This is a genomic window from Streptomyces polyasparticus, from assembly GCF_014493765.1.
In the GTDB taxonomy this organism is placed as follows: Bacteria; Actinomycetota; Actinomycetes; order Streptomycetales; family Streptomycetaceae; genus Streptomyces; species Streptomyces polyasparticus.
Genome location: NZ_JACTVJ010000013.1, coordinates 158,756 through 181,766, shown reverse-complemented (window position 1 = coordinate 181,766; position 23,011 = coordinate 158,756). Strand labels below are relative to the sequence as shown.

23 protein-coding genes are annotated in these 23,011 nt (G+C 70.5%); 7 read left to right on the top strand and 16 right to left on the bottom strand.

The genetic code is table 11. The features are described from left to right. Positions 1-97: 97 nt before the first annotated feature. Positions 98-451 carry a histidine triad nucleotide-binding protein gene (locus H9Y04_RS27120; protein WP_187816666.1) on the top strand — a complete coding sequence of 118 codons (354 nt, stop codon included), beginning with the start codon at positions 98-100 and terminating at the stop codon, positions 449-451. Positions 452-483: 32 nt separating this feature from the next. Next, positions 484-1,389, top strand: a complete 906-nt coding sequence (locus H9Y04_RS27115) for a ribonuclease Z (RefSeq protein WP_187816665.1) — start codon at positions 484-486, stop codon at positions 1,387-1,389. Between the two features lie 65 nt (positions 1,390-1,454). Here the strand turns inward: H9Y04_RS27115 and H9Y04_RS27110 are convergent, their stop codons facing one another. Continuing rightward, positions 1,455-2,276, bottom strand: a complete 822-nt coding sequence (locus tag H9Y04_RS27110; RefSeq protein WP_187816664.1) for an IclR family transcriptional regulator — start codon at positions 2,274-2,276, stop codon at positions 1,455-1,457. 106 nt (positions 2,277-2,382) lie between these two features. Here H9Y04_RS27110 and H9Y04_RS27105 point away from each other — a divergent pair, with 106 nt between their 5' ends. Next, on the top strand, positions 2,383-3,681 hold the full coding sequence (locus H9Y04_RS27105; protein ID WP_187816663.1) for an enolase C-terminal domain-like protein: 1,299 nt from the start codon (positions 2,383-2,385) through the stop codon (positions 3,679-3,681). Between the two features lie 45 nt (positions 3,682-3,726). Here the strand turns inward: H9Y04_RS27105 and H9Y04_RS27100 are convergent, their stop codons facing one another. Beyond that, the gene (locus H9Y04_RS27100) at positions 3,727-4,131 is read right to left on the bottom strand and encodes a hypothetical protein (RefSeq protein WP_187816662.1); all 405 of its coding nucleotides are present in this window, start codon (positions 4,129-4,131) and stop codon (positions 3,727-3,729) included. Between the two features lie 135 nt (positions 4,132-4,266). Beyond that, positions 4,267-5,568 carry a 6-phospho-beta-glucosidase gene (locus H9Y04_RS27095; RefSeq protein ID WP_187816661.1) on the bottom strand — a complete coding sequence of 434 codons (1,302 nt, stop codon included), beginning with the start codon at positions 5,566-5,568 and terminating at the stop codon, positions 4,267-4,269. 107 nt (positions 5,569-5,675) lie between these two features. On the opposite strand from H9Y04_RS27095, the gene H9Y04_RS27090 reads away from it, so the two are divergent. After that, on the top strand, positions 5,676-6,788 hold the full coding sequence (locus tag H9Y04_RS27090; RefSeq protein ID WP_187816798.1) for a carbohydrate kinase family protein: 1,113 nt from the start codon (positions 5,676-5,678) through the stop codon (positions 6,786-6,788). Between the two features lie 21 nt (positions 6,789-6,809). On the opposite strand, the gene H9Y04_RS27085 is transcribed toward H9Y04_RS27090, so the two are convergent. The 7 genes from H9Y04_RS27085 to H9Y04_RS27055 form a co-directional block, all read right to left on the bottom strand. Further along, positions 6,810-7,811 carry a WxL protein peptidoglycan domain-containing protein gene (locus tag H9Y04_RS27085; RefSeq protein ID WP_438818152.1) on the bottom strand — a complete coding sequence of 334 codons (1,002 nt, stop codon included), beginning with the start codon at positions 7,809-7,811 and terminating at the stop codon, positions 6,810-6,812. 114 nt (positions 7,812-7,925) lie between these two features. After that, the gene (locus tag H9Y04_RS27080; protein ID WP_187816659.1) at positions 7,926-9,272 is read right to left on the bottom strand and encodes a beta-xylosidase; all 1,347 of its coding nucleotides are present in this window, start codon (positions 9,270-9,272) and stop codon (positions 7,926-7,928) included. 206 nt (positions 9,273-9,478) lie between these two features. Continuing rightward, a complete protein-coding gene (locus tag H9Y04_RS27075; RefSeq protein ID WP_187816658.1) occupies positions 9,479-9,964 on the bottom strand; it encodes a hypothetical protein in 486 nt (161 codons plus the stop codon). Between the two features lie 387 nt (positions 9,965-10,351). Beyond that, on the bottom strand, positions 10,352-10,705 hold the full coding sequence (locus H9Y04_RS27070) for a cytidine deaminase-like protein (RefSeq protein ID WP_187816657.1): 354 nt from the start codon (positions 10,703-10,705) through the stop codon (positions 10,352-10,354). A gap of 261 nt (positions 10,706-10,966) precedes the next feature. After that, positions 10,967-11,716, bottom strand: coding sequence for a hypothetical protein (locus tag H9Y04_RS27065; protein ID WP_187816656.1), 750 nt, complete (start codon positions 11,714-11,716; stop codon positions 10,967-10,969). A 77-nt stretch (positions 11,717-11,793) separates the two neighbouring features. Then, entirely contained in the window at positions 11,794-12,564 is a 771-nt protein-coding gene (locus tag H9Y04_RS27060) for a hypothetical protein (protein ID WP_187816655.1), read from the bottom strand. A 184-nt stretch (positions 12,565-12,748) separates the two neighbouring features. Then, complete coding sequence (locus tag H9Y04_RS27055) at positions 12,749-13,606, bottom strand: helix-turn-helix transcriptional regulator (RefSeq protein WP_187816797.1); 858 nt, start codon at positions 13,604-13,606, stop codon at positions 12,749-12,751. A 154-nt stretch (positions 13,607-13,760) separates the two neighbouring features. Here H9Y04_RS27055 and H9Y04_RS27050 point away from each other — a divergent pair, with 154 nt between their 5' ends. After that, a complete protein-coding gene (locus tag H9Y04_RS27050; RefSeq protein WP_187816654.1) occupies positions 13,761-15,221 on the top strand; it encodes an MFS transporter in 1,461 nt (486 codons plus the stop codon). A gap of 19 nt (positions 15,222-15,240) precedes the next feature. Here the strand turns inward: H9Y04_RS27050 and H9Y04_RS27045 are convergent, their stop codons facing one another. From H9Y04_RS27045 to H9Y04_RS27030, 4 genes are read right to left on the bottom strand one after another with little or no spacing between them, the layout of a single operon-like run. Continuing rightward, a complete protein-coding gene (locus tag H9Y04_RS27045) occupies positions 15,241-15,600 on the bottom strand; it encodes an MmcQ/YjbR family DNA-binding protein (RefSeq protein WP_187816653.1) in 360 nt (119 codons plus the stop codon). After that, positions 15,587-16,894, bottom strand: coding sequence for a hemolysin family protein (locus tag H9Y04_RS27040; RefSeq protein ID WP_187816652.1), 1,308 nt, complete (start codon positions 16,892-16,894; stop codon positions 15,587-15,589). The genes H9Y04_RS27045 and H9Y04_RS27040 overlap by 14 nt, the downstream gene beginning before the upstream one ends. Next, positions 16,891-17,388, bottom strand: a complete 498-nt coding sequence (gene ybeY / locus H9Y04_RS27035; protein WP_187816651.1) for an rRNA maturation RNase YbeY — start codon at positions 17,386-17,388, stop codon at positions 16,891-16,893. Before ybeY ends, H9Y04_RS27040 begins: the two co-directional genes overlap by 4 nt. A 13-nt stretch (positions 17,389-17,401) precedes the next feature. Next, positions 17,402-19,552 (bottom strand): PhoH family protein, encoded by a 2,151-nt coding sequence (locus H9Y04_RS27030; protein ID WP_187816650.1) that lies wholly within the window; start codon positions 19,550-19,552, stop codon positions 17,402-17,404. A gap of 167 nt (positions 19,553-19,719) precedes the next feature. Between H9Y04_RS27030 and era the strand changes: the two genes are divergently transcribed. Continuing rightward, positions 19,720-20,670, top strand: a complete 951-nt coding sequence (gene era / locus H9Y04_RS27025) for a GTPase Era (protein WP_438818151.1) — start codon at positions 19,720-19,722, stop codon at positions 20,668-20,670. Here era and H9Y04_RS27020 read toward each other — a convergent pair. After that, positions 20,667-21,500 carry a helix-turn-helix transcriptional regulator gene (locus tag H9Y04_RS27020; RefSeq protein WP_187816648.1) on the bottom strand — a complete coding sequence of 278 codons (834 nt, stop codon included), beginning with the start codon at positions 21,498-21,500 and terminating at the stop codon, positions 20,667-20,669. The two genes, era and H9Y04_RS27020, sit on opposite strands and share 4 nt — an antisense overlap. A 293-nt stretch (positions 21,501-21,793) precedes the next feature. Between H9Y04_RS27020 and H9Y04_RS27015 the strand changes: the two genes are divergently transcribed. Then, the gene (locus H9Y04_RS27015; protein ID WP_187816647.1) at positions 21,794-22,648 is read left to right on the top strand and encodes an NAD-dependent epimerase/dehydratase family protein; all 855 of its coding nucleotides are present in this window, start codon (positions 21,794-21,796) and stop codon (positions 22,646-22,648) included. A gap of 24 nt (positions 22,649-22,672) precedes the next feature. On the opposite strand, the gene H9Y04_RS27010 is transcribed toward H9Y04_RS27015, so the two are convergent. Further along, positions 22,673-22,939, bottom strand: a complete 267-nt coding sequence (locus H9Y04_RS27010) for a protealysin inhibitor emfourin (RefSeq protein ID WP_187816646.1) — start codon at positions 22,937-22,939, stop codon at positions 22,673-22,675. Between the last annotated feature and the right edge of the window lie 72 nt (positions 22,940-23,011).

Here is a 23,011-nt window from a genome sequence, read left to right as displayed (position 1 = left end):
CAGAACCGGAACCCACTGTGACACTTGGCTCCGCCGTGCGAACGCCCCTTGTAGCATGCGCAGGAGCTCATCGGCGGACCCAGAGGGAGGCGGCCCCATGGCCGGAGAACCGCAGGCCGACTGTCTGTTCTGCAAGATCGTGGCGGGCGATGTGCCGGCCACCGTCGTCCGCGAGAGCGAGACGACCGTCGCCTTCCGTGACATCAATCCGCAGGCGCCGACGCATGTCCTGGTGATCCCGAAGGTGCACCACCCGGACGCCGCCTCGCTCGCCGCCGCCGAGCCCGCGATCGCCGGCGATGTGCTGCGCGAGGCGGGGGAGGTCGCGGCCGAGGAGAAGCTGGAGAGCTACCGGATCGTGTTCAACACCGGCTCCGGTGCCGGGCAGACGGTGTTCCACGCGCATGCGCACGTCCTGGGCGGGCGCGGGCTGCAGTGGCCTCCGGGCTGACGTCGGTTACGTACGAGAGTCGGTAAGTTCCTTTGTCGTCACGGGAATTCGTGGTGCTCGGCACCGCGAGCCAGGTGCCCACGCGGCACCGTAACCACAACGGCTATCTGCTGCGCTGGGACGGCGAGGGCATCCTCTTCGACCCGGGCGAGGGCACGCAGCGGCAGATGCTGCGGGCCGGGGTCGCCGCGCACGACCTCAACCGGATCTGTGTCACGCATTTCCACGGCGACCACTCGCTCGGGCTCGCCGGCGTCATCCAGCGCATCAACCTGGACCGGGTGCCGCACCCCGTGACCGCGCACTACCCGGCGAGCGGACAGCACTTCTTCGAGCGGCTGCGGTACGCGACGGCCTACCGCGAGACCGTGCAGCTGGCCGAGGCGCCGGTCGCCGCGGACGGTGTGCTCGCCGAGACGCCCGCGTACCGGCTCGAAGCGCGGCGGCTCTCGCATCCCGTGGAGTCCTTCGGGTACCGGCTCGTCGAGCCCGACGGGCGCCGGATGCTGCCCGAGGCGCTGCGGGCCCGCGGGATCGCCGGGCCCGACGTGGGGCGGCTGCAGCGCGACGGAGTGCTCGGGGGCGTCCGTATCGAGGACGTCAGCGAGGTGCGGCGCGGCCAGCGGTTCGCCTTCGTGATGGACACGCGGCTGTGCGACGGGGTCCACGCGCTGGCGGAGGCGTGCGATCTGCTGGTCATCGAGTCCACGTTCCTCGACGAGGACCTCCGACTGGCCGAGGACCACGGGCACTTGACCGCGGGGCAGGCGGCGGCGGTCGCGCGCGATGCCGGGGTGCGGCATCTCGTGCTCACGCACTTCTCGCAGCGGTACACCGATCCGGCCGAGTTCGAGCGGCAGGCGCGGGCGGCCGGGTTCGAGGGCGAGTTGACGGTGGCGGCGGATCTGATGCGGGTGGCTGTGCCGAAGAGGAATTGAGGCGCGGGTCGTCCGCTGGGGAGCGGTGCTGAGGCGTGGGTCGTCCGTTCGGAGCGGCGCCGCGCTCAGCGCCACTGCGCGCTGCCGGACGCGCGCGGCGCCACCGACTCGATCTTCGTGCGGATCTCCCGCATCACGGCCACGATCCGCTGCTCGTGCTCCTCGGTGAGCCGAGCGACCGGCACCGAGCAGCTGATCGCGTCCACCGCCGGATCGTCGTAGCGCAGCGCGAAGCCGAAGCCCGCGATGCCGAGGACGCCCTCCTCGCGGTCGATCGCATAGCCGCGCGCCCGCACCTCGGCGAGATCGGCGGCCAGGGACGCGGCGGTGGTGTGGCTGTTGGGCGTGAGCTGCTCCAACTCGCCCTGCGGAAGCCGCTCGTCCGGGGCCTGCGCGAGCAGCGCCTTGCCCAGCGCGCCCACATGCGCGGGCAGCCGGCGGCCCACGCGCGAGAACGTCCGCAGATATTCATGGGACTCGCGCGTGGCCAGGTACACCACGTCCGTGCCGTCGAGCCGGGCCAGATGGATCGTCTCGCCGAGCGCCTCCGAGGCCTCGTCGAGATAGGGCCGCACGATCCGTACGCGCGGATCGCTGTCCAGATAGCTGGTGCCGGTCAGCAGCGCATGGATGCCGATCCCGTACAGCGAACCCGTGGTGTCGGTGCGCACCCACCCGCGGTCGATCAGGGTCTGCAGGAGCGCGTACATGGAGCTGCGCGGGACACCGAGCTCCTCGGCCAGCTCCCGCAGACGCGCGGGCCGGTCACCGCGCGCGGCGAGCACTTCGAGCAGCTCGACGGTGCGCGCGGCGGACTTCACCTCGCGCACGCCGCCCGCGGGGGGCTGGTCTGCGGGGGTGTGGGGTGCGCTCTCCTCTGCCGGCATGCGGTGATCGTAATCCGTGGGTCCGATCCCTTGACCCCCTGATGTTCACCTCCCTAGTCTCCATCTTCATACGTAGACGACATCTGCATACGGAGACTGCTGACGCATGACCGATCTCTCCACCGCTCTCTCCCTCGCAGAAGTGCGGCTCACACCGGTCCTCATCGCGGATCCGCCGCTGCTGAACACCCATGGCGTGCACCAGCCGTACACGCCCCGGCTGATCGTCGAGGTGGTCACGGCCGACGGGATCACCGGCGTCGGCGAGACCTACGGGGACGCCAAGTACCTGGCGCTCGCGCGGGAGTTGGCCGCGGCGCTGCCCGGTCGCCGGGTCGACGGGCTGAACGGGCTGCATGCGCTCGCCGCCCGGATCCCCGGTTCCGGCGCCCCCGAGTCCGGCGTCGACGTCGGCGGCCAGCGCGGTGTGCAGACCGCCGACAAGCTGCGTCTGTCCGTCGTCTCCGGCTTCGAGGTCGCCTGCCTCGACGCGCTCGGCAAGGCGCTCGGTCTGCCGGTGCACGCGCTGCTCGGCGGCAAGGTGCGCGACGCCGTCGAGTACAGCGCGTACCTCTTCTACCGCTGGGCCGAGCACCCGGGCGGCGCGGGCCAGCGCGACGACTGGGGTGCGGCGCTCGACCCGGCGGGCGTCGTGGAACAGGCGCGGCGCTTCGTGCGCGACTACGGCTTCGGCTCGTTCAAGCTCAAAGGCGGGGTGTTCCCGCCCGACGAGGAGATCGCCGCGATCCGCGCCCTCGCCGCGGCCTTCCCCGGCCGGCCGCTGCGGCTCGACCCCAACGGGGCCTGGAGCGTGGCCACTTCGCTGTACGTCGCGCGCGAGCTGGGCGGCGTCCTCGAGTATCTGGAGGACCCGACGCTCGGCACCGCGCAGATGGCCGAGGTCGCCGCCGCCACGGATGTGCCGCTCGCCACCAACATGTGCGTGACGACGTTCCCCGAGATACCCGAGGCCTTCGCCAAAGGCGCGGTCCAGGTCGTCCTGTCCGACCATCACTACTGGGGCGGTCTGCTCAGGACGCGGGAACTCGCCGCGATCTGCCGCACGTTCGGCGTCGGCCTGTCCATGCACTCCAACACCCATACGGGCATCAGCCTGGCCGCGATGACCCATGTCGCGGCCACCGTGAGCGACCTCGACAACGCCTGTGACAGCCACTACCCGTGGCAGACCGAGGACGTCATCACCAGGCGCCTTCCCTTCGAGGGCGGCCGCATCGAGGTGTCCGACGCACCCGGCCTCGGCGTCGAACTCGACCGCGAGCGCCTGGAGTTCCTGCACCGGCGCTGGCTCGACGACGACGGCACCCACCGTGACCGGGACGACGTGGCCGCGATGCGGGTGGCCGACCCCGACTGGGTCATGCCGGCCGTGCCGCGCTGGTGACCGGCGCCCGGTCGCGGCAGCTGCCGCCGTACGGCGAAACCGGCGTCAGACGGTGAAGACCGGGCCCCAGATGTCGTAGGCGCCTTCCCAGAGCCTGATCTTCACGTCGGTGGTCTCGGCGATGGCGAGATCGCAATAGCGGTCGGGGTTTCCGGTGCTGGTGTCGTCGAAGCAGACGCCGCCGACCTTCACCCACTCGGTACGGACCTTGCGGTAGGCCTGCGCGCGGGCCCCGTATCCATCCGCCTTGTAGTCCCGTACGCGCAGGGTCTCGCCGTGCGGTTCCATACAGGCACCCGCCACCTTCACGCCGTCGGCGGCGGGGATCCGCATGATGACGTTGCCCTCGCACTCGGTGTGGTGGGCGGACGCGGCACCCGGCGTGAGCGCGAGCATCAGCGCGGCTATCGGAGCGGCGGCGGTGGCCTTGCGGCCCAGGCTCTTCAGCATCGGCAGTTCTCTTTCGTCGGCTGGGTTTCGAGCACAACTACGCCGACGCTACGGGAAGTTGATGATGCGGCGAAGTCATTCGATCTCCGCGCGCGCCGGACCGCCTCCGGTGCGAGTACCGTCCGCCCGTGGCCGCTAGCCCGCCGCGATCCGCTCCAGGATCCGCGCGGCCACCGCGGGGGAGTCAACCAGCGGATGCAGGGCAAGGGCCCGCAGCGCCGCATCACGGTCCTTGAACACGGCAGCCTCGACCGTTGCCCGCTCGACCGCCTTGAGCTGCAGCATCAGCCCCAACTCGGCCGGGCCGAGCGGCTCGCAGGGCAGGGGGCGGGCGCCGTTCGCGTCCACTTCGCAGACCGTCTCGATGATGGCGTCGGCCGGGAGCTCGGGGACCGTACCGGCATTGCGTACATTGAGGATCAGACGCGCGCCGGCGCCCGAGGACAGGGCGCGCATCAGGGCGAGCGCCACCTGGTCGTAGCCGCCGCCGTCCAGGTCGCACGCGTCGCGTTCCCAGCCGCCGCTCGCCGCGCGGGACTCCGCCATGTACGTCGACTCGCGCTCGCGGCGGGTGGATTCCCACAACTCGTAGGCGCGGGAAGGCTCTTGTTGCGCCCGGCCGAAGAACCCGCCCTGCTGCTGGTCCAGGAACTCGCCGCGGGTCTCGGCGGCTTCGGCCACGGAGGCGAGGGTCTCGCGGCGGAAGTAGTAGTAGTGCAGATACTCGTTGGGCAGTGAGCCGAGGGCGTGCAGCCAGGTCGCACCGAAGAGCCGGCCCTCCTCGAAGGTGCCGAGCTTCGACGAGTCCGCGAGCAGCCCGGGCAGCAGGTCACGGCCGTCGGCAGTGGTCAACTTCCGCAGCCAGCCCAGGTGGTTGAGGCCCACATAGTCGTACGTCACCGTCTCCGGGTCCGCTCCGGCGGCCCGCGCCGCGCGCCGGACGAGGCCCACCGGCGAGTCGCAGATGCCGATCACGCGCCCGCCGAGCACCGAGGCCATCGCCTCGGTCACCATGCCGGCCGGGTTGGTGAAGTTGATGACCCAGGCATCGGGCGCGAGCTCCTTGACCCGCTCGGCGATCCGCAGCGCCACGGGGATCGTGCGCAGCCCGTACAGGACCCCGCCCGCGCCCACCGTCTCCTGCCCCAGCACTCCCTCGGCGAGCGGTACGCGCTCGTCGCGCACCCGGCCCGCCGTGCCGCCGACGCGGATCGCGGAGAACACGAAGTCGGCCCCGCGCACCGCGTCGTCCAGGTCCTCGGCGATCCGCAGCTTCGGCCCCTCGGCGGCCCCCATGCCCTCGATCACCGACCGCACCACGTCGAGCCGCGCACGGTCCGTGTCGTACAGGGTCAGCTCCCGCACCTCGGACCCCACCAGCGCCCCGTACACCAGCGGAACCCGGAACCCACCGCCACCCAGAATCGTCAGCCTCATGCCACGGAACGTATCGCAGGAGATTGTCAGACCCCTGAGGCAGACTGGCCGGATCTGCAGGCATATCTCCTACGGAGCACCTCGTGAGCGCTATCGACGGCACCCAGCTGCTGAACGGTGGCGGCCGTTTCGGACCGGCCGCGGACAAGGGATGCCTCGATCCGCTCGCCGCCCTGCGCACACCGGACGAACCGCCGTGGGACGTATATCTGACCGGCACCGTCTTCCTGGACATCATCTTCACCGGCCTCGACTCCGCCCCCGTACGGGGCACCGAGTCCTGGGCGCGCGGCATGGGGCAGAGCCCCGGCGGGGTGGCCAACATGGCGACCGCGCTCGCCCGGCTCGGGCTCAGGACCTCGCTCGCGGCCGCGTTCGGCGACGACCACTACGGCTCGTACTGCTGGGACGCGCTCGAACAGGGCGAGGGCATCGACCTCTCGCAGTCGCGCACGGTCGACGGCTGGCACTCGCCGGTGACCGTCTCGATGGCGTACGAGGGGGAGCGCACGATGGTCTCGCACGGCCATGACGCCCCGCCCGTCGAACCCGCCCCCGACTGCCCGCCCCGCTCCCGCGCGGCCATCGCCTCGCTGACGCCCGGGGTGCGCGAGGAGTGGGTGGCGCAGGCCGCCGCCGAGGGCACGATGATCTTCGCGGACGTCGGCTGGGACGAGAGCGGACGCTGGGATCTGGCCGCCCTGCCCGACCTCGCGCACTGCGAGGCCTTCCTGCCCAACGCCGAGGAGGCGATGCGCTACACACGCACGGACTGCCCGCGCGCCGCGGCCCGCGCCCTGACCTCGCACGTACCGCTCGCGGTCGTGACGCTCGGCGCGGAGGGCGCGTACGCGGTGGACGGGCGGACCGGCGAGACCGCCGAGGTTCCCGCGATCGAGGTGGAGGCCCTTGACCCGACGGGCGCGGGCGATGTGTTCGTCGCGGGCTTCGTGACCGGCACCCTCGCGGGCTGGCCGCTCGCCGACCGCCTTGCGTTCGCCGGCCTGACCGCAGCGCTCTCCGTCCAGGAGTTCGGCGGCTCGCTGTCGGCGCCGGGGTGGGCGGAGATCGGGGCGTGGTGGCGCAGGATCCAGTCGTACGAGGACCAGGACCCGGCCGCGCTCAGGCGCTATGCGTTTCTCGCGGGGCTCGTACCGGAGTCGGCACGGCCCTGGCCGCTGCGCAGGGCCGTGCCGACGATCGGGTTCGGGCAGCGCTGAGCAGGGCCTGGCCCGCAGGGGTCAGGCCCTGCGCGCCCTGCGCCGCTTCGCGAACCACGTGCCGCCGCCACCCAGCAGCACCCCGAAGAGCACCGCGGCCACCAGCCACGGCAGCGCGAAGAACGTCGTCGAGCCCGTCGTCCTGACGTCCTGGCTCGTGGCGGTCAACTGCACGTCGCCCCAGTCCAGTTGAGGCGCCCCGCTCCAGCGCTCGGTGAGCTCGACCTTCTGCCGCGGCAGCAGCTCCGAGGGGACCTTCTTCAGATCGCGGTCGAGCAGCTTGCGCCCGAACAGGCCGTTCGCACTCAGCTCGACCTTCGGGTTCAGGGTCACATTGCCGCGGTTGTGCAGGGTGTACGTGATGGTGGCGGTGCTCTTGCCGAAGCCGGGCACGAGCGGCTTGTCGTGGTTCATCTTCACGTTCTCGACGGACAGCGCGGGCATTGTCGGCCCGCCCACCCGCAGATAGATCCGCGCACCGACCGCCCGCTGCACACCGACCTCGACGGAGCCCTCGGCCGGGTCGACCTTCTCGTCCAGGGCGACCAGGGCCCCGGGGTGGTCACCGGGCTCGGCGCCTTCCGGCACCTTTATCGTCACCGGGATGTCGAGCGAGGACCCCGGCGGCACCGTCACGCGGGTCTTCTCCGGCTTGGCCCAGGCGCCGATCCCGGTCTGCTTCTCGCCGAGTGAGCGCACCGCGAACCCGCCGTCGCGCGCGGTGTTGTACGCGTCGGCCGCGTACAGCTTGAACGTGAGCGGTTCCTCGGCCTTGTTGGTGACGGTGACCTTGTCGGTCAGCGTCGTACCCGGGTCGGCCGTGAGATAGAAGTAGGGCCGCCCGCCGGGCTGCGCGGACGTGGGATAGACCGACCAGCGGCCGTTGTCGGCGGCATGCGCCGGAGCCGGGGCGCCGACGGCCAGGAGCAGGGCGGCGAGCAGCGCGAGGGCGGCCGCAAGTGCCGCGCAGGGGCGGGCAGTTCGGGATGCTGCCGGCCGGACACCTCGGAAAGCTGTGGACACGGGCGGGACGTACATGTGCGCGGACCCCCGGAAACGTATGGGTGGCGGACCGGCCTGTGAGGGGCCGGTCCGCCGGTGAAAAGGGTGCGGATGCCTGACGTGAGGGGGGAGCCGTCAGGTGAGGGTGAGCGTCAGCACACCCGCGTACTCACCGGGTGCCGTGAACTCGGGAACGTTCAGCGACAGTCCGGCGTCGACCGTGAACTCACCACCGGTCAGCGCGGCGTTGGGCGTCTGCGCGAGCGTCGCGCCCGATGCACCGACCGGACCGGCGGTGCCCGCGGCGCACTGGCTCGGGCTGCCCGCCTTGGTGGCACACTTCGGCGTCCAGCTGAGCTTGTCCGCGTCGATGTACGCACCGTTCGGACCGGTGAACTTGGTGACCTTGCCGGTCAGGGACCAGCCCGCGGGGCCACCGCGGAAGTCCTTGACCGTCACCTGCTGCAGCGCGCCGGTGGACGGCCCGCCCTTGCCGAAGTCGACGCCCGACATCATGACCGCGTTACCGGCCTGCGTCATGGTCAACTGCCCTGCCTTGACCGAGGACTTGAGGTTCTGGTCCAGGGTCGTGCCGCCACCACCGGGGGTGGTGAGGGTGTACGGCTGCGGGCCCGCGCCCTTCGCCGGATCCCATGCGGCGCCCTCGAAGGCCACGATGCCGACCGTCGCCGGATCCTTGACCCTGATCCGCATCGTCTGCCCGCCGGCAGCCGTCGAGGTGGCGGTCAGCTTGTCGGCGGTGATCGCGGTGCCGTTCCAGCCCGCGAGCGTGACGGGCGTGCTGGGCGTGAACCCCGACAGAGTGCCGGTCACATAGGCGTCGGGAGCACCGGATGCCGCGCTCAGTGTGAGCTTGCGCGGGTTGGTCGGGTCACCGCCACCCGTTGCCGTGACCGTCTCGGAGACCGGGGCCGGCGGTGTCTTGACGACACACGGGATGTCGATGTCGATGATGTAGTTGGTGTTGATGGTGTAGTCACCCGGCGAGAAGGTGATGTCGCCGGGAGCGGTGACCGTGAAGGTGCCGGTCATCGAGAAGGCCGGGAACGGTGCGTTCCCCGCCACCGGGGTGTTCTTGCGCGGTCCCTCGACGGCGACCTCACCGGTCTGGGCCCCGCCGAGGATCACCTTGCCCTTCGGCTTCATGATGTCCGCCGGCAGCGCCACGCTCGTGGGGTTGCCCGAGGCCGGCTTGGTCACCTCGTACGTGACCGTGACGGTGTCACCGACCTTGGGACTGGCCGGCGTGACGGTGATCTTCGCCTTGGTGGGCCCCTCGATGGGCGGAATACCCAGGTTCGACGGAGGCGTACAGACGGTGGTGAACTCGACTTCCTGCGGTACTGCGGCCGCCGGGGTCGCCAGGGCCGCCCCGCCCGCCATGACGCCGAGCGCGAGCACCCCTAACCCTGCAGTCCAGCGGCGTCTTCGGCCGCGGTAACTCCCTTTTCCTGAAGGCATGTTGCCCCCTCCTCGAGTATGTCGACGCGGCGGCTCTTCCGCGACGACAAGCGGCCATTGATGTGCGGGTTGTGTGAGAAGTCAATGGAATCGGCCCAACTGGACTGATGGGCCATCAGGTTCTGTCAAGATCGCGCCCCGTCCCGGGCGCGCAGGAACCGGTGCCGCCCGTGAACGGCACCGGTCCTGCTGCGGGGACGCGCTGATCAGTCGGCCACGAACGGGCCGGGGTCCTGGACGCTCGTGGCGAAGCACTCGACCGTGGTGCCGAAGACCGTGAGGGTCAGCGACGGGTCATCGCCGAAGTACGAGTCCAGCGTGTCGCCGGCGGCGAAGGCGGTCGTGCTGGTGAGCACGCCGCTGTCGAACGCGCCGAACGCGGGGATGGCCGGGTTGGCGCTGCCGGTGAACGTGGCGGCGCCGGTCCCGTTGTGGGTCAGCTTCAGCGCGGTCGTCACATCGCCCGCGCCGATGGCGATGGGGGTGGTGATCGCGGTCTTGACCTGGATGGTGATGCCGGAGCCCGACTGCGTCGCGTTCAGCTCGGCCGTGCCGCCGCCCCAGCTGCCGCAGTCGTAGTTCGCGGTGGCCTTCGCCGGCGTCACCGCCATCGCCGCCGGCGCGAAGGCCAGTGCTCCCGCGGCGAGCGCACCCGCCGCCATCGCACCGAGCCCGATTCTGCTGCCTCTCATTCGGTTCCCCTTCCATGTAAGGGAGTTGCCGTATGCCGCACGAGGGCGCACGAGATCCACGCGGGAGGACATCCCACCGTCGCCCGGCGTGCGGGCACGGCGCTGCAGGGGGTGCGTGAAAAGTGTGCGCAGACCGTCCGTGGGGGAGTGCGGGTGCCGCACGAACGCGGGAAGGCCGAGAGCGGTACGGGGCTGCGGCTCTGCTTCCCCGTACCGGCCGTCCCAGGAGATCTGACGGTCCGTCGGATGAGTAAGCGCTGCCTATTGAGACCGAATCGGCGCGAGAAGACAAGGGGAATTTCCTTGATTCTTCTACTTCCGCGCCGATCCGGGTTACTGACTCGTCAGTCAACATCCCTGCTCAGCAAGGGAGTTGGGGGGCTCGATTCAGCCAGCGGGCGTGGTGGAGCGCACCGTTCCATCGGGCCCCGCGAGCAGAACCGGAGTGCCCGCCCCGCCGAGATCGCGTACGGCCGCGAGGTCCTCCGCCGAAAGCGCTTCCGAGGTGCTGACGACAGCCGCGGCCTCCAGGGATTGCGCCCCGCTCGCGACGGCCATCGCGACGGCCGTACGCAGCGCACTCAGCCGCAGCGACTCGAGCGCCACGGTGCCGGCCACGTAGGTGCGGCCGGTCTCGTCGCGTACGGCGGCACCCTCGGGCACCTCGTTGCGGGCACGGGCGCTGCGCGCCAGCGTGACGATCTTGCGGTCCTCGGGGTCGAGGGGGGTGCTTTCGGTCATGCGTCGAGCATACGAAGCGTTGCCGGGGGGTGCGGGGCGGGGCCTGTGTCCGTGTGACGGGCTGCGCGGCACTGGTCGCGTAAGCGTGGCCGCGGCACCGGTCGCGTGTACGCGTGCCCGGCGTCGGCCGAGTACACGAGCGCCCCGGTGCGGCCGTCTCCCAACAGCCGCACCGGGGTGCTCTCCCCTCCGGGGTCCCTCCCTGAGTCCCCGAGGTTCCCCCGTTTCCCCTCCCCAGTCCCCCTGCTGTGGGGGCAGGTCCTACTTGGTGGCCTCGACCGCCTCGGCGACCCGCTTCGCGCCCTTCTCGAAGGCTTCCTCGAAGGCGGGGGCGTCGGACTTGCGGTCGACGCTGGTCTGCAGCGTGACCGAGATCGCGCTGCCCACGCGGGCGGCGGCGAAGTCGAACTGCATCGGCACACCGCTCTCGTCGTCCACGGCGATCAGACGCCAGGCCAGCGTCTCGTCGCCGACCCCGGGCAGGTCCAGCTTCTTGAACTTGAACGTGGCCTTGTCGCCCTCGAAGTCCGCGGTGAAGGAGTCGCAGCCCGTCGGCAGGGCCGAGTTCTTCATGGCCTCCTTGGCGTCCTCCAGCGTGTACGAGAACACCCCGTGCGACAGGTACGGGCCGAGGTCCGACTTGTTGTAGGACTTGGTGACCGTGGCCTGCGGGGACGGGCTCTGGGCGTGGTGGACGATCTGGTCGAGCAGCGGCTGGCACTGCTTCTTGTCCTTGGCGGCCTGGCCGAGCCCGAAGACGGTCGAGCCGTCCTCGGTGTCGGTCATCGACTCGTCCGAGCTCCAGCCGGACGGCATGTCCTTGAGCACCAGGGCGGCCTCCTCGGCCTGGCCCCTGGTCAGCGGCTTCGCCTCGGGCGCCTTCTTCTCCGGCGCGCTCTGCTTCGCCGACGACTTGCCGTCCGCGTCGGCCGAACCGCCGCACGCGGCGGCGAACAGCAGGGACGAGCAGGCGAGCGCGGCCACGGCGGCGCGACGCAAGGGGGTACGCACGGAGGTTCTCCAGGTGTCAGAGTTCGAATCGATGCGCGAAGCACCAGATCACAAGGGTACGAAGGCGGTACGAGGCGTCAGACGCCGGTACCTTCCGCACCCTTGGCCGCGATCTTGCGGGTCTTCTCGACAAGCTTCTCGACGGCCTGCTCGAAGGCCTCCTGGTCGTGGCCCCCATCGCTGTTCTGCGATACGCGCACAAGGGCGCTGCCGACCCGGGCGGTCACGGTGTCGGTCTGGTCGACGTAGACGTAGCCGTCCTCGTCCTCGTACTCCATGACGAACCGGTACCCGAAGGCCTCGCCGTCGCCCACCCGCGGCACGGACAACTCCTGGGTACGGAAGGAGACTTCGTCGCCGTCGAACGAGCCGGTGAACGACTCGCAGCCGCTGACGACGTCCTCGCCCTCCATCAGCGCCTTGGCCTGCTTCTCCGTGAAGGCGCCGACCTCGGCGAGCAGGTACGGTCCGTACTCGGTGTTCTTCACGAAGGCCGCGAGCGCTTCCGCCTTGGGCCGGGGACCGGCGTCGCCCTCGACGGTGCCGTCCAGAAGCGGCTGGCACTGGGCCTTGTCCGCCTTGAGCGCCGGGCCCTCCCCTTCGGCGGCCTCGGCGCCGGACGCGTCCAGCTTCCAGCCCTTGGGCAGATCCGCCACCTCGATCAGGGCCTCCTCGACCTGCTCCTGCGTCAGCGGCTTGGCCGCCGGCTTCGGGGAGGCGGAGGGAGAAGCCTGCTTCGAAGCCTTCGGCTTCTCCTCCGCGTCCGCCGAGCCCCCGCATCCCGCCACGGTCAGCAGCGCCACAGCCGCCAACACGCCAGTTGCAGCACGGGAGTTACGGGTGCGCACGAAGGTCTCCTGAAGGGGGTGACAGATGCTCGGCCGACCCACTGTCGGCCTTTGGTATGCCACCAACCTAAATGGAAGGTAAAGGCGCACTGTGCGCCGGAGGTCCCGATGCGCAGGGACCAAGTTCCCGAGCAGCCCTACGCCGTGTGGACAGCGGGCCCCGGCCCGCACCCAGCGGCGGGACTCAGCCCGCGACCGGATACATCGACCCCCGCCGGCCCTCCGGTGTGGCCAGCCATTCCACCTTGCGCACGGTGTCCGCGACCTGCAGCGGCGTGTGCAGCACGATCGCCAGATCGGGCCGAGCCGGCACCCGCAGCTGCGTGGACTCGAAGTGGAGGGTGCCGACCACGGGGTGGTCGAGCTGCTTGTTCATCAGGCCGCCGGGGGAGATGTCACGCCGCTCCCACAGCGCCGTGAACTCGTCGCTGGCCTCCTTGGCCTCCTCGACCAGCGCCTGGAACCCCTCGTCGTCGGGCGCCTCGGAGCAGGCCGAGCGGAACTGGGCGACCAGGATCTCGGCGTTCGCCTCCCAGTGCGTGGCCCGCGAGCGGTAGACCTCGTCGGTGAAGAAGGAGATCAGACAGTTCTGCCGGATACCGGGCCGCATCCCGAGGATCGCGGCGGCCGCGTCGTTGTACGCGACGCAGTTCCAGTACTGGTCCATGATGTGCGCCGGATACGGCATCCACGCGTCGATGAGCCGCTTCAGGCCTTCGCACATCGAACCGTCCGGCACCTCGGCCTGCAGCGCGGGCGGATTGAGCCCCGCGAGGACGTACAGATGCCGCCGCTCCGCGCTGGACATCCGGAGCACCCGCGCCACCGAGTCCAGGACCTGCGGGGACACGGAGATGTCGCGGCCCTGTTCCAGCCACTGGTACCAGGAGGCCCCAACCCCGGCGAGCACCGCCACCTCCTCGCGGCGCAGCCCTGGCGTACGCCGCCGGCCGCCGTCGGGCAGCCCCGCCTCGGCCGGTGTCACCCGCGCCCGGCGGCTCATCAGGAACTCGCGCAGCTCCGCCAGACGGTGGGTCTTCATCGCGGCGGTCTCGGTCACTCGCTCTCCCCCCGGAGCTTCACTGGTGGTGCGGCCATGACGGGCCTGTGATGCGGGCCGGCCGCGCCTGGTGGTGCGGCCACCAGGATAAGTTCCCACTCTCCACGGATATTCCGGCGGCCCGAAGCTCTTGGTCATGGCACTCGACACCTCCGCCGCCTCGGCCAAGTCCTCATCGGATCCGCACAGTTCCGTACGTACCGCCGGGGAGAACCCCGCCCCCGCCCCTGCCCCCTCCCGCCTCTCCGCCCGCGACAAGCTGGTGCTCTTCGTCCTGTGCGCCGCCCAGTTCATGGTCGCGCTCGACTTCTCCGTACTGAATGTGGCGCTGCCCGTGCTCGGCGCCGATCTGAACATGAGCGCCACCGCCCTGCAGTGGGCCGTGACCGCATTCGCGCTGCCGTCCGGCGGCTTCCTGCTCCTGTCGGGACGGCTCGGCGACCTGTACGGCAGGCGCCGGCTCTTCCTGTCCGGGCTCGCCCTGTTCGGCGCCGCGTCCGTGCTCGCGACCTTCGCGTGGGACGCCCCGTCGTTCCTCGCCGGACGTGCGCTGCAGGGCATCGGCGCGGCCGCGATCGTGCCCACCGGCATGGCGCTGCTCACCACCACCTTCCGCGAAGGCCCGCAGCGCGACCGGGCGCTCGGCCTCTCCGGCACTCTGATGTCCCTCGGCTTCACCGTCGGCATGGTGCTCGGCGGCATCCTCACCGACACCCTCGGCTGGCGTTCGACGATGGGTCTGCTCGCGCTGTTCGCGGTGATCGTCCTGCCCATCGCCCCGGCCCTGCTCAAGGAGTCGCAGAGCCCCGAGCGCCCGAAGCTCGACGTGCCCGGCGCGATCACCGTCACCGGTGGACTGCTCGCCTTGATCTACGCCCTGACCACGGCCGCCGAGCACGGCTTCGGCACCCTCGACGTCCAGCTCGCCCTGGCCGCCGGTGTGCTGCTGCTCGCCGCGTTCGTCCGGATCGAGTCCCGCACCGCGCAGCCGCTGGTCTCGCTGCCGATGCTGCGCCGCCCGAGCGTGGCCTGGGGCAACATCGGCGGACTGATCACCTTCTCGATGATGACCACGATCGTCTTCGTCCTGACCCTGTACCTGCAGGAGGAACTCGGCCTCTCGGCCTTCGAGACGGGTGTGATCTTCGGTGTGCAGGGCATCGCGGCGCTCGTCGCGGGCACCTTCACGCCGCGCGTCGTCGGACGCTTCGGCTCGCGCCGCGTCCTCGTCGGCGGGCTCGCCGGTCAGGCCGTGTTCGTCGCCGCCCTGCTCGTGACCGGCACCGGCACCCTCGGCGTCGTGCTCGCGACGCTCGTGGCCTCGCTGGCCTGCGTCTTCCACATGGGCGCGATCATCTCGTACGGCATCACGGTGACCTCCGGCGTCCCGGACGAGCAGCAGGGCCTGGCCACCGGTCTGGTCACCAGCAGCCAGCAGCTCGGTCTGACGGTCGGCATCCCGCTGCTCGGTGTGCTCGCCACCACCGCCGACGATCTGGCCTCCGGGTACCGCACGGTGGTCGCCCTGGACGCGGCGATCGTGCTCGCGGCTGCCGCGCTGATTGCGGTGGGGCTGCGAAAGTCCGTACGGGGGTAAGGGAGTCGGGCCTCGGGGGTCAGCCCCGGTCGAGCCGCAGCCGCTCCGCCTTCGGCAGGCCCGCCACGACCAGATCGTACGAATCCTCGATGAGCTCCCGGACGACGGCGTCCGGGAGCTCGTTCACGGTCACCGTGTTCCAGTGCCGCTTGTTCACATGCCAGCCCGGCACGATCGCCGGGTGCTGCTCGCGCTGGAGCACCGCGTTCTCCGGCTCGGCCTTCAGCGTGATCGTCAGCGGCTTCTCGTCGAGCGCGCCGAACGCGAAGATCTTGCCGCCCACCTTGAAGGTGGAGAGCTCCTGGTGGCGCGAGAAGGGGAACTCCTCCACCGCCGCGTTGAACGACAGACAGAAAGCACGCAGGTCAGCGGGTTTCATCCTGAGCGTCCTCCAGGGCCGGCGCCACCACCGGCTCGACGAGCACCGTCATGATCTTGTTGCGCCGGCCGGCAGCGGACTCCGCGGTGAGCTTCAGGGACCGTCCGTCGGGCAGCTCCACCAGTGCTTCCGCGCCCGCGATCGGCACGCGGCCGAGCGCCTTGGCGAGCAGACCGCCGACGGTCTCCACGTCCTCGTCGTCGAACTCCTCGATCCCGTACAGCTCGCCGAGGTCCTCCACGTCGAGCCGCGCGGTGACCCGGAAACGGTCGTCGCCGAGCTGCTCGACCGGGTCGATCTCCCGGTCGTACTCGTCGGTGATCTCGCCGACGATCTCCTCGAGGATGTCCTCGATGGTGACGATGCCGGCCGTGCCGCCGTACTCGTCGATCACCACCGCGACGTGATTGCGGTCCTGCTGCATCTCGCGCAGCAGATCACCGGCGTTCTTGGTGTCGGGCACGAAGGACGCGGGCCGCATCGCGGTCGACACCAGCTCGGACTCCGAGTCCCGGTTGATGTGCGTCTTGCGGGCGAGGTCCTTGAGATAGACCATGCCGACCACGTCGTCCTCGCTCTCACCCGTCACGGGGATCCGCGAGAAACCCGAGCGCAGCGCCAGGGTGAGCGCCTGCCGGATCGTCTTGTACCGCTCGATGACGATCAAGTCCGTACGCGGCACCATCACCTCGCGTACGAGGGTGTCGCCGAGCTCGAAGACCGAGTGCACCATCCGGCGCTCGTCGTCCTCGATCAGCGACTCCTGCTCGGCGAGGTCCACCATCGCGCGCAGCTCGGCCTCGGAGGCGAACGGGCCCCGGCGGAATCCCTTGCCGGGGGTCAGCGCATTGCCGATCAGGATCAGCAGGCGGGGGATCGGCCCCATGATCCGGGCCAGCGGCAGCAGTACGTACGCGGCCGCCGTCGCCGTGTTGAGCGGATGCTGGCGTCCGATGGTGCGCGGCGAGACACCGACCGCCACATAGCTGACAAGCACCATCACACCGATGGCGACCGAGAGCGCCTGCCAGGTCTTGTCGAACTCGCGCAGACACGCGTACGTGACGAGCGCGGCGGCCGCCATCTCGCACGCGACCCGCACGAGCAGCGCCACATTGAGATAGCGCGTCGGATCGGCGGCGACCTGCTCCAGCTTGGCGCTGCCCCGGCGTCCCGTGCGCACCGCCTCGGCCGCGCGGAAGCTGGAGACACGCGCAAGGCCCGCCTCCGCGCAGGAGGCGAGCCAGGCGACGATCACCAGGGCGACGACGCCGAGGATCAGGCCGGTACTCACGAGACCGTGGGCGCCGGCGACGGACCGGTCATGCCGCGCTCCTCGCGCCAGCCGTCCACGATCGCGGCCTGCAGACCGAACATCTCGGCCTTCTCGTCCGGCTCCTCATGGTCGTACCCGAGCAGGTGCAGCACGCCGTGCACAGTGAGGAGCTGGAGCTCCTCGTCCATGGAGTGCTGCGTCTCCGCTTCCTTGCCCTGCTTCTCGGCGACCTCCGGGCAGAGCACGATGTCACCGAGCAGACCCTGCGGCGGCTCGTCCTCGTCCTTCATGGGCGGGCGCAGCTCGTCCATCGGGAACGACATGACATCCGTCGGACCCGGCAGATCCATCCACTGGATGTGCAGCTGCTCCATGGCGTCGGAGTCCACGACGATCACCGAGAGCTCGGAGAGCGGGTGGATCCGCATCCGCGCGAGTGCGTAGCGGGCGATGTCGAGGATCGCCTGCTCGTCGACCTCGGTGCCGGACTCGTTGTTGACGTCGATCGCCATGGTGCGCTGGTGTCTACTTCCGCTTGGTGTCGCGGTCCCGGTTGCGGCCGCCCTTGTGGGTGCCGTTTTCCGTGCCGTGCTCGGTGTCGTACTTCTCGTAGGCGTCGACGATACGGCCGACGAGCTTGTGCCGTACGACATCGTGCGACGTGAGCCGCGAGAAGTGCACGTCGTCCACACCCTCCAGGATCTCCTGGACCTGGCGCAGACCGCTCTTCGTACCGCTCGGCAGGTCGACCTGGGTGACGTCACCGGTGATGACGATCTTCGAGTCGAAGCCGAGGCGGGTCAGGAACATCTTCATCTGCTCGGGGCTCGTGTTCTGGGCCTCGTCCAGAATGATGAAGGCGTCATTGAGGGTGTTGTGTGTCAGCAGATAGTCCTGCGTGACGTACAGCGAGTCCTCGGCGGCGACCTGGATGCAGACCGTCTCCTCGCGCCCCGCGGGTTCGATGCTGTCGATGAACCGCATCGGGCGGCCGCCACCACCTGCTTCGCGGTACTTCTCCGCCTTGCGGGTGAGGCGGAACGGCTCGATGCCTTCGGGAAGGCGGATGTCGACCACGTGAGCGTCCCGGCGGTGCTCCACCGGCCTCCCGTTCGCCAGACCGGGCGCGCGTCCCTCGGCCGCGCGGCGACGGGTGTACGCGACACCACCGAGCGACTGGACCAGCGAGACCACATCGTCGCGGAGCAGGATCGACGTCGTGGTGAACTGGATCCGGCAGGTCCGGTCCTGCTGCGTGACCGGGCCTCCGTCGGAGTCGAGGAGGCCTTGCAGAACGGCGAGGCGGACCTTGGCCGAGTTGTACAGGTAGCTGTCCGGGACGAACTTGTTGACCGAGCGCGAGGGCATCAGTTCAAGCGCTCGCAGCACGCGACTGACCGGGTTCTCCAGCGTGACCACGTCACCGGGGGACTTGATCCGGTTGAGGACGTAGTCAGGCCCGCTCTTGTGGCGCACGCTCACCCCCGGAAGGGCAGCCTCCAGGGCGTGTGCGAGCTCCGGGTCCTCGGTGGCGAACGAGGGAGTGGTGGAGCCTGTCAGACAACCGTCGCCGAGCAACAGCCCCAGCGCGTACGGGTCCATTGGGACCTCACGCTCGGGGAACTCCACCGGCGCCGTGAGCATCGGCAGTTCATACCGCCGTGCGTGCGCCGCACGAAGGTTGCCGATCATGTCCTGGGTCTCCAGGACCCGCCACGGCTTGTCGTGGCGCTTGTCGGATGCCGTACGGACGGTCCAGAGGTGCTCGCCGCAGCACAGGGTCCAGGAGCCGTCCTGGGCGCTGACGCGGTAGATGTCCCTCTCGCCCTGCGGGTAGACACCGAGGACGGGCGTCGGTTCACCGTCGGAACCGATGACGAGGTCCCCCACCTTCAGGCTGCCGATCGGCCGCCAGCCGTCCGGCGTCAGCACGTTGGTGAAGACGGGCTGCGAGCGACCCCTCATATACGCCAGCGGCGCCACCTCGATCGTGCCCGCGGCCATCAGGCGCGGGATGGAGTCGGGGTCCAGCATGTCGTGCAGCGCGTCGTAGAGCGGGCGCAGATACGGGTCGATCTTCTCGTAGAGCGTGCCGGGCAGAAAGCCCAGACGCTCGCCGGCCTCGACGGCCGGACGGGTCAGGATGATGCGGTTGACCTGCTTGGACTGCAGGGCCTGCACCGCCTTCGCCATGGCGAGATAGGTCTTGCCCGTACCGGCGGGACCGATACCGAAGACGATCGTGTGCTGGTCGATGGCGTCGACATAGCGCTTCTGGTTCAGGGTCTTCGGCCGGATCGTGCGGCCGCGCGAGGACAGGATGTTCTGCGTGAGCACCTCGGCCGGGGTCTCGTCCGGCCCTTCCCCGTTCTCGCTCGCCCTGAGCATGGCGATCGAGCGTTCCACTGCGTCCTCCGTCATCGGCTGCCCCGTGCGGAGCACCAGCATCATCTCGTCGAACAGGCGCTGGACGAGTGCGACTTCGTCGCGGTCGCCGACGGCGCTGATCTCATTGCCCCGGACATGGATGTCGGCCGCCGGGAAGGCCTTCTCGATCACACGCAGCAGGGAGTCTCCGGAGCCGAGGACCGTCACCATGGGGTGCTTGGCAGGCACGGTGAACTGGGCTCGTGCGGGGCCCTGCGCGGAGGGCTGAGCTGTCGGTGTCTGAGTCATGGGCCGGCTCTGAGGCCGCGGTGTCCTCCTCGTGCGGTGGCCGCCTGCGTCGGGCGGACCTTGCACTGCCAGGGTACGTCGGGCGGCTGACAGGACCGAGGGCTTTTTCCACCTGTGGGCCCCGTTCCCCAGGGCCGTGGCAGGCGGGGCCCTGTGTATCGGGGACAATGGGCCGCATGAGCGCACCCTCCTCCGAGCCGCAGGCAAAACACCGCGCGGGATTCGCCTGCTTCGTGGGCCGGCCCAACGCGGGCAAGTCCACCCTGACCAACGCACTCGTGGGCCAGAAGGTCGCCATCACGTCGAACCGGCCGCAGACCACGCGGCACACGGTGCGCGGCATCGTGCACCGCGACGACGCGCAGCTGATCCTGGTGGACACCCCCGGGCTCCACAAGCCGCGCACCCTCCTGGGCGAGCGCCTCAACGACGTCGTCCGTACGACCTGGGCCGAGGTCGACGTCATCGGCTTCTGCCTGCCGGCGAACGAGAAGCTCGGTCCCGGTGACCGCTTCATCGCCAAGGAGCTCGCGGGGATCAAGAAGACCCCCAAGATCGCGATCGTCACCAAGACGGACCTCGTCGACTCCAAGACGCTCGCCGAGCAGCTGATCGCCATCGACCGGCTCGCCGCCGAGCTGGGCTTCGAGTGGGCCGAGATCATCCCGGTCTCCGCGGTCAAGGGCGAGCAGGTCGGTCTGCTCGCGGACCTCCTCGTGCCCCTGCTCCCGGAGAGCCCGCCGCTCTACCCGGAGGGCGATCTCACGGACGAGCCGGAGATGGTGATGGTCGCGGAGCTGATCCGCGAGGCCGCGCTCGAAGGCGTACGGGACGAGCTGCCGCACTCGATCGCGGTGGTCGTCGAGGAGATGCTGCCGCGCGAGAACCGTCCGAAGGACAAGCCGCTGCTCGACATCCACGCGAACGTCTACATCGAGCGCTCCAGCCAGAAGGGCATCATCATCGGCCCCCAGGGCAAGCGCCTGAAGGACGTCGGGACCAAGTCCCGCAAGCAGATCGAGGCCCTGCTCGGCACGCCCGTCTTCCTCGACCTCCATGTGAAGGTCGCCAAGGACTGGCAGCGCGACCCGAAGCAGCTGCGCAAGCTGGGGTTCTAGCGACTGCTCGGACTGAGGTCCTGCAGTCCTATCACCCGCAGCAGTTCGAGCCGCTCGTACGTCGGCGTGCCCGGCCGGGCCGAGTGGACGATGAGCTGCTGGTCGTTGCCGTACCCGAGCAGCACCTCGCAGTCGAGGTCGAGGACGCCGACCACGGGGTGCACGAAACGCTTCGGCGACGGGCGGTGCACGACGACCTCGTGCGTGCGCCACAGCGCCTCGAACTCCTCTGACGCGCCCCGCAGTTCGGCCACCAGCGCGGCCGGTCCCGGATCGTCCGGGCGGGCCGCGGCGACCGCGCGCAGCGCCGCCACATGCGCCCGGGCGTGCATCGCCCGGTGCTCGGGCGGGGCGAGCTTGCGCGTGGCAGGGTCGAGGAACCAGCTGCGGATCAGGTTCCTGCCCCGGTAGTCGCCGGTCATGGCCACCGACAGGGTGTTCTGCGCGAGCACCTCGCCCCAGTCGCCCATCACCATGGCCGGCAGATCGTGCAACCGGTCGAGGATCATCAGCAGGCCCGGCCGCACATGACCCGAGGACGTCCCGGGCCGCGGCGGCTCCTCGCCCGCCAGGTGGAACAGATGGTCGCGCTCCGCGTCGGTCAGGCGCAGCGCACGGGCGAGCGCCGTGAGCATCTGCCGCGACGGGTGCGAGCCGCGGCGCTGTTCCAGGCGCGTGTAGTAGTCCGTGGACATCCCCGCGAGCTGTGCCACCTCCTCGCGCCGCAGCCCTGGCGTACGGCGCCGCGGACCGGCCGTCAGGCCCACGTCCGAGGGGGCGAGACGGGTGCGGGCGCGGCGCAGGAAGTCGGCCAGATCGATGCGGTTCACCCCTCCAGGATCGCCCGGCCCCGGCTCCGTATCCAGGGAGTGCCGCTCCCTGGATCCGCGCTCCCCGGGTGGTCCGCTCCCTGGATCCGCGCTCCCCGGGTGGTCCGCTCCCTGGATCCGCACTCCCCGGGTGGTCCGCTCCCTGGATCCGCGCTCCCCGGGTGGTCCGCTCCCCGGATCCGCGCTCCCGGGTGGTCCGCTCCCCGGACAACCGCGTCTCTCCCGCCCCGCCCCCGCCGGACACAGGCTGTGGTCAGGGCCGTGGAGTGCGGCCGTACGACGAGGAGGCGGCCATGCTGACACTGGTGACGGGAGCGACGGGACAGGTCGGGCAGCGGTTCGTGCCCCGGCTGCTGCAGAGCGCTCCCCAGGGGGACGGGATCCGGGTCCTGGTGCGGGACCCCGCACGGGGCGAGCGCTTCGCCGCGCTCGGCGCCCAGGTCGTGGTCGGCGATCTGCGCGACGCAGAGGTGCTCGGCAAGGCGACCGCGGGCGCCGACGCCGTGGTCAACGTGGCCGCTGCCTTCCGCGGCGTACCGGACGAGGAGGCCCGCGCGGTCAACCGGGACGCGGCCGTCGAGCTCGGCCGTGCCGCAGTGGCCTCGGGGGTGCGGCGGTTCGTGCAGGTCAGCACCGGCCTCGTCTACGGCGCGGGCCGCGGCAGGCCCCTCGACGAGGAGGACGAGACCCGGCCGGGCGGTGCCTTCTGGGGCACCTACCCCGACTCCAAGTGGGAGGCCGAGCGCGCCCTGGGCGAGCTGGCGGGCCTGGACGATCTGCGGATCGGACGCCTGCCCTTCGTCTACGGAGACGGCGACCCGCACCTGTCCGACGTCATGCAGTGGGCCGTGAACTGGCCCGCCATGCAGCGTCTGCACATGGGCCACCACGCGGACGTCGCCCAGGGCCTGCAGCGGCTACTGTACGCGCCCGGCGCCCGCGGCGTCTACAACATCGCCGACGACGCACCGGTCACCACGGTCGACCTGTTCCGTCTGCACGGGCAGACCGTGCCGCCCGAGGCGTACGGCAAGGAGGCACCCGACCCGTGGGCCGCGGTCCTCTCGACCGCCCGGATCCGCCATGAGCTGGGCTACCGCCCGCTGTTCCCCTCCGTATGGACGGCCCGGGACGCCGGGATGCTGTGACCGGCGCCCGGGCGCGGGGGTGTGTCAGTCGCCTTCCTTCAACACCCGGGTGATCAGCCTGCGTTGGGTCTCCGTGAGCCGGGGATCCGCGCAGTACACCGTCCGTCCGTCGACGGTGATCTGGTACGTGAATCCGTCCGGCACCCCGATCGGCGGTGTGCCGCGGCCCTCCGCCACCGCCGCCTGGGCGAGTGCCTTCCACTCCGCCGCGTCGACCCGGCCCGACGTGTCGACCTGGCGGTGGTGGTCGAGTCCGCCGAACCCTCCGGTACGCCTGACTTGGATACGCATGCCTACCTGTCTAGTACGGGGCGGGCCGGTGCGGTACCCGCCCCGTACGGACCGGACACATCCCGGCCGGAC

Bases quoted from the DNA above. Each gene is read 5' to 3' on its own strand.
- H9Y04_RS27120 (WP_187816666.1), top strand. From the start codon at position 98: ATGGCCGGAGAACCGCAGGCCGACTGTCTGTTCTGCAAGATCGTGGCG.
- H9Y04_RS27110 (WP_187816664.1), bottom strand. From the start codon at position 2,276: ATGCCGGCAGAGGAGAGCGCACCCCACACCCCCGCAGACCAGCCCCCC.
- H9Y04_RS27105 (WP_187816663.1), top strand. From the start codon at position 2,383: ATGACCGATCTCTCCACCGCTCTCTCCCTCGCAGAAGTGCGGCTCACA.
- H9Y04_RS27100 (WP_187816662.1), bottom strand. From the start codon at position 4,131: ATGCTGAAGAGCCTGGGCCGCAAGGCCACCGCCGCCGCTCCGATAGCC.
- H9Y04_RS27095 (WP_187816661.1), bottom strand. From the start codon at position 5,568: ATGAGGCTGACGATTCTGGGTGGCGGTGGGTTCCGGGTTCCGCTGGTG.
- H9Y04_RS27080 (WP_187816659.1), bottom strand. From the start codon at position 9,272: ATGCCTTCAGGAAAAGGGAGTTACCGCGGCCGAAGACGCCGCTGGACT.
- H9Y04_RS27075 (WP_187816658.1), bottom strand. From the start codon at position 9,964: ATGAGAGGCAGCAGAATCGGGCTCGGTGCGATGGCGGCGGGTGCGCTC.
- H9Y04_RS27070 (WP_187816657.1), bottom strand. From the start codon at position 10,705: ATGACCGAAAGCACCCCCCTCGACCCCGAGGACCGCAAGATCGTCACG.
- H9Y04_RS27055 (WP_187816797.1), bottom strand. From the start codon at position 13,606: ATGAAGACCCACCGTCTGGCGGAGCTGCGCGAGTTCCTGATGAGCCGC.
- H9Y04_RS27050 (WP_187816654.1), top strand. From the start codon at position 13,761: ATGGCACTCGACACCTCCGCCGCCTCGGCCAAGTCCTCATCGGATCCG.
- H9Y04_RS27045 (WP_187816653.1), bottom strand. From the start codon at position 15,600: ATGAAACCCGCTGACCTGCGTGCTTTCTGTCTGTCGTTCAACGCGGCG.
- ybeY (WP_187816651.1), bottom strand. From the start codon at position 17,388: ATGGCGATCGACGTCAACAACGAGTCCGGCACCGAGGTCGACGAGCAG.
- H9Y04_RS27030 (WP_187816650.1), bottom strand. From the start codon at position 19,552: ATGACTCAGACACCGACAGCTCAGCCCTCCGCGCAGGGCCCCGCACGA.
- era (WP_438818151.1), top strand. From the start codon at position 19,720: ATGGGCCGCATGAGCGCACCCTCCTCCGAGCCGCAGGCAAAACACCGC.
- H9Y04_RS27015 (WP_187816647.1), top strand. From the start codon at position 21,794: ATGCTGACACTGGTGACGGGAGCGACGGGACAGGTCGGGCAGCGGTTC.
- H9Y04_RS27010 (WP_187816646.1), bottom strand. From the start codon at position 22,939: ATGCGTATCCAAGTCAGGCGTACCGGAGGGTTCGGCGGACTCGACCAC.